The 11,784-nt window shown below is 62.9% G+C and carries 7 protein-coding genes and 1 pseudogene; 4 read left to right on the top strand and 4 right to left on the bottom strand.

What is annotated here, in order from left to right; translation table 11 throughout:
• Positions 1–162: 162 nt before the first annotated feature.
• Positions 163–1,539: an MFS transporter gene (locus tag GA829_RS06365; RefSeq protein WP_195177696.1), complete on the bottom strand. Its 1,377-nt coding sequence runs from the start codon at positions 1,537–1,539 to the stop codon at positions 163–165.
• 281 nt (positions 1,540–1,820) lie between these two features.
• Positions 1,821–6,659 (bottom strand): NAD-glutamate dehydrogenase, encoded by a 4,839-nt coding sequence (locus tag GA829_RS06360; RefSeq protein ID WP_195177695.1) that lies wholly within the window; start codon positions 6,657–6,659, stop codon positions 1,821–1,823.
• Positions 6,660–6,796: 137 nt separating this feature from the next.
• Here GA829_RS06360 and GA829_RS06355 point away from each other — a divergent pair, with 137 nt between their 5' ends.
• Positions 6,797–7,360 carry a peroxidase-related enzyme gene (locus GA829_RS06355; protein WP_195177694.1) on the top strand — a complete coding sequence of 188 codons (564 nt, stop codon included), beginning with the start codon at positions 6,797–6,799 and terminating at the stop codon, positions 7,358–7,360.
• Positions 7,361–7,505: 145 nt separating this feature from the next.
• Positions 7,506–8,249, top strand: coding sequence for a pyridoxal-phosphate dependent enzyme (locus tag GA829_RS06350; protein WP_258052177.1), 744 nt, complete (start codon positions 7,506–7,508; stop codon positions 8,247–8,249).
• Positions 8,250–8,303: 54 nt separating this feature from the next.
• On the opposite strand, the pseudogene GA829_RS06345 reads toward GA829_RS06350, so the two are convergent.
• A pseudogene (locus GA829_RS06345) lies at positions 8,304–8,432 on the bottom strand (LysE family translocator); the annotation flags it as partial.
• 333 nt (positions 8,433–8,765) lie between these two features.
• Between GA829_RS06345 and GA829_RS06340 the strand changes: the two are divergent.
• Complete coding sequence (locus tag GA829_RS06340; RefSeq protein WP_195177692.1) at positions 8,766–9,392, top strand: DUF1062 domain-containing protein; 627 nt, start codon at positions 8,766–8,768, stop codon at positions 9,390–9,392.
• Positions 9,393–9,453: 61 nt separating this feature from the next.
• Here GA829_RS06340 and typA read toward each other — a convergent pair whose 3' ends face one another.
• Entirely contained in the window at positions 9,454–11,283 is a 1,830-nt protein-coding gene (gene typA / locus GA829_RS06335) for a translational GTPase TypA (protein WP_195177691.1), read from the bottom strand.
• Positions 11,284–11,479: 196 nt separating this feature from the next.
• Here typA and GA829_RS06330 point away from each other — a divergent pair, with 196 nt between their 5' ends.
• Positions 11,480–11,761, top strand: a complete 282-nt coding sequence (locus GA829_RS06330) for a hypothetical protein (RefSeq protein WP_258052176.1) — start codon at positions 11,480–11,482, stop codon at positions 11,759–11,761.
• Positions 11,762–11,784 lie beyond the last annotated feature (23 nt).

Raw genomic sequence — 11,784 nt, 5'->3', positions numbered from 1 at the left:
ACGCGCATTTCCTTCTCCCCCTGTGGGAGAAGGTGGATCGGCGCGCAGCGCCGAGACGGATAAGGGGTGTTCCAGCGGGATAAGACGTCGGTATTCCCTGGAACATCCCTCATCCGTCGCCTTCGGTGACACCTTCTCCCACAGGGGGGAGAAGGAAGAAACTCACTCCACTGGTCGATCCGCCGGATATGGCGTGCGCAGCAGGATCGCCATGCCGACGCCTAGAAACAGCACGATCACCGCCATGCCGAGCCGTGACGAACCTGTGGCAAGCGTGACCGTCGCCACCATGAACGGCGCCAGGAAACTGGTTGCCCGGCCGGCCAGCGCGTAGATGCCGAAATAGCGGCCGGATTCGGCGGCGGTGACGCTGCGCGCCATGTAGGAGCGTGACGACGCCTGCACGGGACCGAAGGCGACGCCGATCAGCAGGCCAAAGAAGATGTACGCTTTTTCCGCCGCCGTGCCGAACAGCCCGCCGCTGTCGGGGCCAGGCATCTGCCAGAGGCCGAACAGCGTGTAGCCCGGCCCGGTCGAGACGATGCCGACCGTGGCGATGCTGAGCAGCACGAGCGAAATCAGCACGATCACCTTGGAGCCGAGCGCCGTGTCGAGACGGGCCGCGGCAAGGCAGCCGAAGATGGCGACAACGTTGAGGATGATGCCGAAAATACCGATCTCGGTGATCGACCAGTGGAACATCGCCGCGGCAAACGTGCCGCCCAGTGCCAGCAGCGCGTTGACGCCGTCCTGATAGATCATCCGAGCCACGAGAAAGCGGAAGATGCCGCTGCGCTTGCGCACTTCACCCAGTGTTACCTTGAGCTCCGCCAACCCCTCCCGCACCGCCGGTCCGATCGGCAACCCCTTGATAGCGTCCGGGGTGAAGAAGAACATCGGCAGGATGAACAGGAAGTACCAGCCAGCCGACAGCGGCCCGGTAGCGCGCGCATCCTCGCCAAGCTTCGGGTCGAGCCCAAAGAGCGGGTCGATGCCAATAATGGTCTTGCCGGTCTCGGAAGAACCAGCCAGGCAAGTGACGACGAAGATCAGGGCGATCATGCCGCCGAGATAACCAAGGCCCCAGGCCATGTTGGAGATGCGGCCGATCTCGCTCTTCGGCACCAGCCGCGGCATCATGGAATCGTTGAACACGGTCGAGAATTCCGCCGCTACCGAGGCCAGCGAGAAGAACAGCACCACCAGGAAAAGATTTGAGCCGGGTGCCGCGAACCACAGCAGGCAAAGGCTGGTGATCTTGATGGTGGCGAAGAAGGCGATCCACGGTTTGCGCGGGCCGGTCTGGTCCGCGATCGAGCCGAGGATCGGCGACAGAACGGCAATCACCAGCCCGGCGGCGGCAATGCCGTAGCCCCAGGCGGCCTGGCCGGTTTCCGGGTCGCTGGCCATGCGCGAGACGAAATAAGGGCCGAAAATGAAGGTGGTGACGACCGTGAAGAACGGCTGCGCCGCCCAGTCGAACAACATCCATCCCCAGATGCCGCGCCCTGACGCTCGCTGCACTGTCTCTACCGCCATGCTGATTCCCCTGGCCCCCGCTCCGCCCGTGTCGGCGCGCCATGTCTGCATGTTTCCGATGCTCATGCAAATGACAAGCGTCGCGCCGCCCCTCATTGTCCTACCGGACATTTCTCCCCGTATGGTGACGGGGAGAAAGACGCTGTCGTGGAGGATTTCGCCAATTGTCGACGTCCCGAAATTGGCTCCGGACTTCCGGCCCATTCCCTTCTCCCCGTCACTACACGGGGAGAAGGTGGCGGTAGCCGGATGAGGGGCAGCGCCAACCTCCGCAAGGACTTCTACATCGCCGTCAGGTCGCTCATCAGGCCGGATGCCACCGACAGCCGCGACACGGTGATGTCCCCGCCCTCGGTCAGCGCCTGTAGCCGCTCGCGGATGCGCGCGACCCGTTCGGCGCCGGCTTCCAGCCAGGCCGCCACCGGATCCGCCGCCTTGGCGTGTCCGGTCAGCGCCGCGACCGCGATGCCGCGCCGTGCCGCGCCGATCGTGTCGGTGGCACGCGACAGCGCGAGCTGATCGTAATAGTCGGCGGGCGAGATGGCGCGTGCCGCATCCTCGACACGCGGAATGCGGAAAGCATCGCTGACGGCGAAGAACGCCTTCGCCGCCGCCACGATATCGGCATTGGCAATCCGTGCCGTCAGCGCGATATCGGGGATGAGTTCGGCCACATCGGTCAGCGCCAGTTGCTCGGCCAGCCGTTCCGACGCACCGCCCTTGAACAGGCTGTGCCGCTTTTCCTCGATCCGTTCCCGCGAAAAGGCCGGCAGCAGCGAGATGAGCTTGGGCTCCAGCACCTTGCGCGCGTCCTGCAACTCGGCGATGCGCTGGGCAAGCGGCGCCGTGCCGGCATCGTTCTTCAGGTACCAGCCGCTGGTCACGTAGATCAGCCGGCTGACCGCCTGGTAGAGATCAAGCTGCACCTGTCCGTCGATGTGGTTGTCCAGCGCGTCGATCTCGCGATAGAGCGCCGGCAGCGCGAAGCCGTCCCGCACCACGGCATAGGTTCGCACCACGTCGGCGGCACTGCGTCCGGTTGCCTCCTGCAGGCGGTTGACGAAGGACGGCCCGCCGCGATTGATCAGGTCGTTGGCGACGACGCGTGTGATGATTTCGCGGCGCAGCCGATGGCCATGGATCTCAGCCGCGTATTTCTTCGCCATGCGGTCGGGGAAATAGCCCATCAGGTCGCGGTCGAAATGCGCCTCGTCCGGCACGTCGCTGGCAACGATGTCGGAGAACAGAACGATCTTGGCATAGGCAAGCAGCACGCCAAGCTCGGCCCTGGTCAGCGGCTCGCCGCGCGCTTCACGATCGGCAAGCGCCGCTGGCGACGGCAGCGTCTCCACGGCACGGTTGAGCAGGCCGCGCCCCTCGAGCGCCGCCATGAAACGGCTCTGGTGAGCGATGTCGGCAAGACCGCGCTTGCGCGCAACCGATAGCGCCAGTGTCTGCTCATAATTGTTGGACAACACCAGTGCCCCGACCTCGCTGGTCATCTCGGCCAGCAACTTGTTGCGGGCCGGCCTTGCCAGCGATCCCTTGCGCATCGCCGAGGCCAGCGCGATCTTGATGTTGACCTCGACGTCGGAGCAGTTGACGCCGCCTGAATTGTCGATGGCGTCGGAGTTGCAGCGGCCGCCGTTAAGGCCGAACTCGATACGCGCGCGCTGCGTCACACCGAGATTGGCTCCCTCTCCGATCACCTTGGCCCGCACGTCGAGCGCGGTGACGCGAATGGCGTCATTGGCCCTGTCGCCGACATCGGCATTGGTCTCGGTCGAAGCCCTGAGATACGTGCCGATGCCGCCGAACCACAGGAGATCGACCGGCGCCTTGAGGATTGCGTTCATGATCTCGACCGGTGACGCCGTCGTCTTGCCAAGGCCGATGGCAGCCGCTGCCGCTGGCGGCAAGGTGATCGACTTCTGGTTGCGCGAGACGATGACGCCGCCTTCCGACAGCTTGGTCTTGTCGTAGTCCTGCCAGCTTGAGCGCGGCAGGTCGAACATGCGCTTGCGTTCAGCCATCGACGCCACCAGATCCGGATCGGGATCGATGAAGATATCGCGATGGTCGAAAGCGGCGATCAGCCGTGTCGCATCCGACAAAAGCATGCCGTTGCCGAAGACGTCGCCTGACATGTCGCCAACGCCGACGACGGTGAAGGGTGAGGTCTGGATGTCGCGGTTCATCTCTCGGAAATGCCGCTTGACCGCTTCCCAGGCGCCCTTGGCGGTGATGCCCATCTTCTTGTGGTCATAGCCCGCCGAACCGCCGCTGGCGAAAGCATCGTCGAGCCAGAACCCGTGATTCTCGCTGATGGCGTTGGCGGTGTCGGAGAAGGTCGCCGTGCCCTTGTCGGCGGCGACGACGAAATAGGGATCATCCTGGTCGCGGCGCACCACGCCGGCCGGCGGAATGACATTGTCGATGCCGATATTGTCGGTGATCGACAGCAGGCTGGAGACATAGTTCTTGTAGGCCGATGTGCCGGCTTCGAAGATCGCGTCGCGGCTACCGCCCGCCGGCAGACGCTTCGGGAAGAAGCCGCCCTTGGCGCCAACCGGCACGATGACGGCATTCTTGACCTGCTGTGCCTTGACCAGGCCAAGCACCTCGGTGCGGTAATCCTGGGCACGGTCCGACCAGCGCAGGCCGCCGCGCGCCACCGGGCCAAAGCGCAGATGCACGCCTTCGACCTCGGAGCCATAGACAAAGATCTCGCGCCATGGCCGTGGCTCAGGCAACCCGTCGACCGAACGCGAATCGAGCTTGATCGCCAGCGACTGGCCCTTCTCCTTCGTATCGGCAACGAAGTGATTGGTGCGCAGCGAGGCTTCGATCAGGTTGAGGTAGCGGCGAATGATGGTGTCGTCATCGATGTTGGGGACGTCTTCCAGCGCATCCCTGATCTTGGCCTTGAGGTGCTTGGCAGCCACCACGCCTTCGGCTTCGGCTGTCGGCCCAAGCCGGGCTATGAACAGCGCATGTAGGCCGCGTGCGATCTCGGGATAGCGGTTGAGCGCGGCGGCGATGAAGTCCTGGCTTTGCGGAATGCCCGCCTGCTGCAGGTAGCGGCCATAGGCGCGCAGGATGGTGATCTCGCCCGACCACAGGCCGGCGGTCTGGGCAAGACCATTATAGCCGTCATTGTCGACATCGCCGCGCCAGACCGCGAGGAACGCATCCTCGAACAGCGCGCCGCCGTCGCCAAGCTCGATCGGCTTGCCGTAGCTGTTCTCCAACTCCATGTCGTGGACGAAGACCATGCCAGGCTGATCGCTGTTGATCATGCCAGGCTGATCGCTGCCGGCGGCCTCATCGCCGACCTCGAAGGTACGTTCGCTGATCACGCGGAAGCCGATGTTTTCCAGTACCGGAACCCGCCGCGACAGCGCCACTGGACTGCCATGGTGATAGATTTTCAGCGCCGCCTGATGCGGCTTCTGGTGGGCGTGACGGTAATAATCGATGGCGATCGGATTGGCGGCGCTGATCCTGGCGATGCGGCCGGCGTCGACCAGCGCCACTTCAGGCGAGAAGCTGTCGCGATAGCTTTCCGAAAAACGTGACGCAATGGCGGTGAGCCCGGCATCCGCGCCGGTTTCGGCCGCAGTCTCACGCAACGCATCTTCCCAGGTCCGCACGATGTCGCGGATCGCCTGCTCGATCGCTGCCTGCTCGACCTTCGGCGTCTTGCCGCCGGAACGGCCAATGATGAAATGGACGCGCGCCAGACCGCCTTCCGGGAACGCCGGATAGTAAGCCGACAAGCGGCCTTCGAACACGGTCTTGAGGTAAGTGCCGACCTTCTCGCGCACGACGCTGTCATAGCGGTCGCGCGGTACGAAGACGAGGATCGAAACGAAACGGTCGAATTGGTCGACGCGCACCAGCGCCCTGACACGCGGCCTTTCGATCAGCCCAAGGATCGCTTCGGCGTGCTTGCGCAGAATCGGCACCGGCACCTGGAACAGCTCGTCGCGCGGATAGCTCTCCAGCACATTGATCAGCGCCTTGCCGGAGTGGTCGCTGGCATTGAAGCCGGATTTGGCGATGATAGTTTCGGCCTTCGAACGCAGATAGGGGATCTTCATCACCGACCGCGTGTAAGCGGTCGAGGTGAACAGGCCCACCATGCGCAGCTCGCCCGAAAGCGTGCCCTTCTCGGTGTAGGTCTTGACCCCGATATAGTCGAGATAGATGCGGCGATGCACCGATGACTTGGCGTTGGCCTTGGTGACGATCAGGGGCTCTGGTCCGTGCAGGAAGGCGCGGATTTCCGGTGTCGTCGTCACCGCTTCGGTACCGCGCCGCAACACCAGCACGTCTGGATCGGAAAGGATGCCGAGCCCGGGTTTGTCGGCACGCTCCAGCGTGCCGCTTTTCTCGCCGCCGGTATATTTGAACTCGCGCATGCCGAGGAAGGTGAAATTGTCGTCGCGCAGCCACTCGAGGAAGGCGATCGCTTCAGTGACATGCGCCTTGTCGAGCGGCACCGGCGCGTAGCGGAATTCCGAAATCGCCTGGTCGAGGCGGGCCAGCATCGGCTTCCAGTCGGTGACCGCGGCGCGCACCTGACTCAACAGCTTCTTCAGCCGCCCGGCCAGTGCCTCGGCCTGTTCCGCCGACAGGCGCCCGATATGGACATGGATGACGCTCAGCTTGTCATAGCCGTGCTCGCCCTTGGCGAAGCCGCCATCGCCGAGGATTTCATCGACGCCGTTCTTGCCGTGCTTGACGACGATCACCGGGTGGGTGACCAGCAGCGGCTCGCCGGCGCTCTCGGTGATTTCGCCGAGGATGGAATCAAACAGGAATGGCATGTTGTCGTTGACGACGGTGATGACCGTCATCGGCCGCCCTTCGCGCATGACCCCCGAATCAACATCGATGGCGACGACGCAGTCGCCTTTCTTGTGCTTGGCGACAGCCTGGCCGGCGAGGTCGGCGGCGCGTTCGAGATCGGCGGCCTGATAGGCGGCGACATCTTCAGCCGGCGCACGGGCAAGCAGGTAGTCCGCGAGACTTCCCGGCTTTTCGCCCCCTTTTGCCGCGCCCCCGTTTGTCTTGCTGGTTTTTTTGGGGCCGTTTGCGGATTTCAGGCTGGCCATGACGCTAATTCCCTCCCGTCACATGCTTTTGTGACTATCGTAGCAGATGACCGGTATTTGGCGACAAAGGTTTGACGGCTTGCAAAGAAATATCGGAATTCATCGCCAAATTTTCGGCCAACGAGGAGAATCTATCCATGACCGGCAAAATCACCGCGCTTGACCTCGCTTCAGGAGAGCTGGGCGACGCGACGAAAGCCTATTTCGCCAAATGCGAGGAGAAGCTCGGGCTCGTTCCCAACGTGTTGCGCGCCTACGCTTTCGACGACAAGAAACTGCGTGCCTTCACCGATATGTACAATGATTTGATGCTCGGCGAATCGGCCCTGTCGAAGCTGGAACGCGAGATGATCGCGGTCGCCGTCTCCTCCATCAACCATTGCTACTACTGCCTGACCGCCCACGGCGCGGCGGTACGGCAGCTGTCGGGGGATCCTTCGTTCGGCGAAATGATGGTGATGAATTTCCGCGCCGCCGAGCTTTCGTCAAAACAGACCGCGATGCTCGAATTCGCCGTCAAGCTGACCGAGGCGCCGGCAAAAATCGTCGAGGCCGACCGGGCGGCACTTCGCCAGGCCGGTTTTACCGATCGTGACATCTGGGACATCGCTTCGACCGCCGCCTTCTTCAACATGTCGAACCGCGTGGCGGCGGCAATCGACATGCGGCCAAACCCTGAATACCATGCGATGGCGCGGTGAATCATGACGGTAGAGACTTCAGGCGGGTGGCACTAGACGACATTGCGGAATTCCTAAGGGTCCATGCCTCCGGAGGGAAAGCAGACTTCTTTCGAGGCGGTGGGCTTGATTTTCAGAAAGGCGTACCAAATTGGAGACTCGACAATTGCCCGGGCTGGATGAGTTTGCGCGATTTTCGCTGCTTGAAGGGCCTACGCCAATCCAACGGCTGCACCGCCTGGAGCAGGAGATTGGCGAGGTCCTTAAAGGCGTGCGCTTGTTCGTCAAGCGCGATGATCTGATGGGATTGGGCGGCGGCGGCAACAAGCTGCGCAAGCTCGAGTTCCTGATGGGCGATGCGCTGGCTCAGCGGTGCGACACCTTCATCACGACGGGCGGAATCCAATCGAACCATGGCCGGCTTAGTGCCGCCGCTGCTGCCCGCGCCGGACTATCATGCGAGTTGGTGCTGACCCGCGTGGTGCCGCGTGACGACGAGGAATATCGGCGAAACGGCAACATCCTGCTGGACGGCATCCTCGGGGCCAAAGTCCATGAGCTTCCAGCGACTGCGAATGCCTTGACCTTCGCCAAGGAGCGGGCCACAGCGCTGAAGGCGGAGGGTCGCCGCTCCTACGTGGTTGGCTTGGGTGGTTCGTCGCCTGTCGGCTGCCTCGGCTATGCCATTTGTGCTCGCGAGGTCGCCGAGCAGGAGAAAGCCGTGCCAGGCGGATTTGCCCGCATCGTCATCCCCAACGGAAGCGCCGGCACGCATGCCGGCCTCGCCGCCGGCTTCGCGGCGTTGCGTATGGACCCGGCCAAGGTCCGCTCCTTCACTATCTCCGCCGAGGCCGAGGACGCGCGGCGAACCACGCTTGATCTCGCTCGCGCGACGCTCACGGATGGGTGACAAGAGGCGGATCTTATCCACTCGTTGCTTACATCCATTGAATATCAGCTGCTACGCCTGCGAGGCGGCAAGCACCCAGGTGAGATCGATGGCGACCAGGACCACGGCCATAGTCGCGGTCAGTTCGACCCGGCCGATCACGGTCACCGAAGCCAAGTCTATGATGGTCGGCAGCAGCGCCACAATGGCTGCCACCTGCTTCTCTTGCCGTTTCGCTGGAGGACGGATAGAAGGCAGCATATTCCCAGCTCTGGATACCACTTTGCCCACGTAATCGCTGGTCTCGTCAACTCCCCCGACACAATGCAAGGCGCGGCTTCTGCAGCGCCTGCTTCATTTCACGTGTTCCACAGGGTGGCGGTTCGAGACCGGTTTGGCACTGCTGAACCGCCGTCGCGCGCCATTGCCCGCGTCGCCTGACTTTCCACCACCGCAGTTTATCCGCCACGCCGCGCCTGTATGGGCACCTCGACATCGCCGCTCTGTTGAACTTCCCGACGGGAAGGCTTTTTCGGCATGTCTGGACTTTTGCGAATCCGCTGGGCAATCACGCCCAAATCAGCACCTCAACCTCATATCAACTGCAATCGCTGCGGCGGCCTGAGAGCCTCTCGTTGCAGCTGGAAATTCCGCGTCAACGCCAACGGCAAACGCATCGACGTGTGGCTGATCTACCGCTGCATCGACTGCGACAATTCCTGGAACTTCGCCATTCTGGAGCGGCGCAACCGTCGCGACACCGAACCCGACTTGCTGCAGGCGTTTGAAAGCAACGATCCTGCGTTGGCGCGCCGTTATGCCTTCGATGCCGTCGCGCTGCGAAGCAGCCAGACGCATGTCGAGGAATTTCCCGATGTCAGCGTCCACAAGCGGATTTCCGGCGGCAGGCCGGAAGACACCGCTGTGCTGGAGCTGCACCTTGAAATGGAAATGCCGATATCGTTGCGGCTCGACCGCCTGCTCGCCAACGAACTCAGCATTTCGCGATCAAGGCTGCAGGCGTTGGAGGAGCGACGGCGGCTCGTCGTCACCCCGGATGGAGCGAGGGCTCTGCGCAAGCCGTCGCGGCACGGCACAATGATCCGCATCGACCTTGCCAGCGAACCCGACCGGGAAGACATCATCGCGGCTGCCGGGGGCTGAAAGCAGGAAGGGGAGCACCATGTGCTCCCCTTCCTCATATTCGTTTCGGTGACGCAGGCGGTTACGCCGCGCCGACCACCTTGGCCGACTTCTCAAACCGCTTGCGCTCGTTCGGGTCGAGATAGAGCTTGCGCAGCCGAATGGTCTTCGGTGTCACCTCGACCAGCTCGTCGTCCTGGATCCAGGCCAAGGCCTTCTCCAGCGTCATGCGGATCGGCGGGGTCAGCTTGACGGCCTCGTCCTTGCCGGCGGCGCGGATGTTGGTCAGCTTCTTGCCCTTGAGCACGTTCACTTCAAGGTCGTTGTCACGGGAATGGATGCCGATGATCATGCCTTGATAGACCTTGACGCCCGGATCGATGACCATCGGGCCGCGATCTTCCAGGTTCCACATTGCATAGGCCACCGCTTCGCCCTGCTCATTGGAAATCAGCACGCCATTGGTGCGGCCCGGCAATTCGCCCTTGTAGGGCTCATAGGCATGGAACAGACGGTTCATCACGGCGGTGCCGCGCGTGTCGGTCAACAGTTCCGACTGGTAGCCGATCAGGCCGCGCGTCGGGGCGTGGAAGACGATGCGCTGGCGATTGCCGCCGGAAGGGCGCAGCTCGACCATTTCGGCCTTGCGCTCCGACATCTTCTGCACGACGACGCCGGCATGCTCCTCGTCGACGTCGATGACGACTTCCTCGACCGGCTCCAGCAACTCGCCGTTCTCGCCCTTCTGCATGACGACGCGCGGGCGCGACACGGCGATTTCAAAACCTTCGCGGCGCATCGTCTCGATCAGAACGGCCAGCTGCAATTCGCCGCGGCCGGAGACGAAGAACGAATCCTTGTCAGGCGATTCCTCGATCTTCAGCGCGACATTGCCTTCTGCTTCGCGCAGCAGGCGGTCGCGGATGACGCGGCTGGTCACCTTGTCGCCCTCGGTGCCGGCCAGCGGGCTGTCATTGACGAGGAAGGACATGGTCACGGTCGGCGGATCGATCGGCTGCGCATGCAGCGCTTCGGTCACCGCCAGATCGCAGAACGTGTCGGCGACGGTGCCTTTCGACAGGCCGGCAATGGCGACGATGTCGCCCGCCTGCGCTTCTTCGATCGGCTGGCGCTCGAGGCCACGGAAAGCGAGGATCTTGGAGATACGGCCGGTTTCGATCTGCGTGCCGTCATTGTGCAGCACCTTGACCGCCTGGTTCGACTTCAGCGTGCCGCTCTCGATGCGGCCGGTGATGATGCGGCCAAGGAAGGGGTTGGCTTCCAGAATGGTGCCGATCATGCGGAACGGGCCGGGATGAACGGTCGGCGCCGGCACATGCTTGACGATGAGGTCGAACAGCGGCCCAAGCTGCTGATCCTTCGGACCTTCGGGGTTCTCGGAAACCCAGCCGTCGCGGCCCGAACCGTAGAGGATCGGGAAATCGAGCTGATCGTCGGTGGCATCCAGCGCGGCGAACAGGTCGAACACCTCGTTGACCACCTCGACATGCCGGGCATCCGGGCGGTCGATCTTGTTGATGACGACGATCGGCTTCAGGCCAACCTTGAGCGCCTTGCCGACCACGAATTTGGTCTGCGGCATCGGGCCTTCGGCGGCGTCGACCAGCACGATGGCCGAATCCACCATCGACAGGATACGCTCGACTTCGCCGCCGAAATCGGCGTGGCCGGGGGTGTCGACGATGTTGATGCGCGTATCCTTCCAGTCGACCGAAGTCGCCTTGGCCAGGATGGTGATGCCGCGTTCCTTTTCGAGATCGTTGGAATCCATGGCGCGCTCGGCGACGCGCTGGTTGTCTCGGAACGAGCCGGATTGCCGGAGCAATTGGTCGACGAGGGTGGTTTTTCCATGGTCGACGTGCGCGATAATCGCGATATTACGGAGTTTCATGTTCTGGTCTCGGGAGCGTTGCAGGCAGCAGGCCAAGGGCGCCGCCTCTTTCGGTTGCGCGGCTCATACAGGGTTTTTCGCAATTGCGAAAGAGGAAGCGCGACACCAAATACTCATCAAATCTTAATGGTCCGCATGTGAAATGATTCTGTTAACCAAGGCGGGAACCTTTCGAGGCCCGGGCAGTTCGAACGTCATGACCGATAAAGCCGTCAGAATTAGGCCGATCCTCGCATATGCCGCACTCGCCGTGCTGCTGGCAGCCGGCGCCGCCCAGTCGGCCGCTGGGTTCAAGGAGACGCGCGCCGCTGTCCAGTCGGACACGCAGACCGCCGAGCAGGCGTTCGCCGATGCACCGGACGGCGTTGACCCCATGGTGACCGGACCGGTCAGCACCGCTTTCAAGCAGAGGCAGGTGACCGCCAACTGCGAAACCGCCGTGTGGCCGAACATTCCGATGGTCTGCTATCCGGACTGAGCTTCTCCCTCACGGGCGCCGCA

Origin of the sequence: Mesorhizobium sp. INR15, assembly GCF_015500075.1 — a bacterium.
Lineage (GTDB): Bacteria > Pseudomonadota > Alphaproteobacteria > Rhizobiales > Rhizobiaceae > Mesorhizobium.
The sequence above is the reverse complement of the archived record's forward strand: the minus strand, read 5'-3'. Positions and strand labels throughout refer to the sequence as shown.

What these genes read in the sequence shown, in the direction of transcription:
- GA829_RS06365 (WP_195177696.1), bottom strand. Translation starts at nt 1,539, where the DNA reads ATGGCGGTAGAGACAGTGCAGCGAGCGTCAGGGCGCGGCATCTGGGGA.
- GA829_RS06360 (WP_195177695.1), bottom strand. Translation starts at nt 6,659, where the DNA reads ATGGCCAGCCTGAAATCCGCAAACGGCCCCAAAAAAACCAGCAAGACA.
- GA829_RS06355 (WP_195177694.1), top strand. Translation starts at nt 6,797, where the DNA reads ATGACCGGCAAAATCACCGCGCTTGACCTCGCTTCAGGAGAGCTGGGC.
- GA829_RS06340 (WP_195177692.1), top strand. Translation starts at nt 8,766, where the DNA reads ATGTCTGGACTTTTGCGAATCCGCTGGGCAATCACGCCCAAATCAGCA.
- typA (WP_195177691.1), bottom strand. Translation starts at nt 11,283, where the DNA reads ATGAAACTCCGTAATATCGCGATTATCGCGCACGTCGACCATGGAAAA.
- GA829_RS06330 (WP_258052176.1), top strand. Translation starts at nt 11,480, where the DNA reads ATGACCGATAAAGCCGTCAGAATTAGGCCGATCCTCGCATATGCCGCA.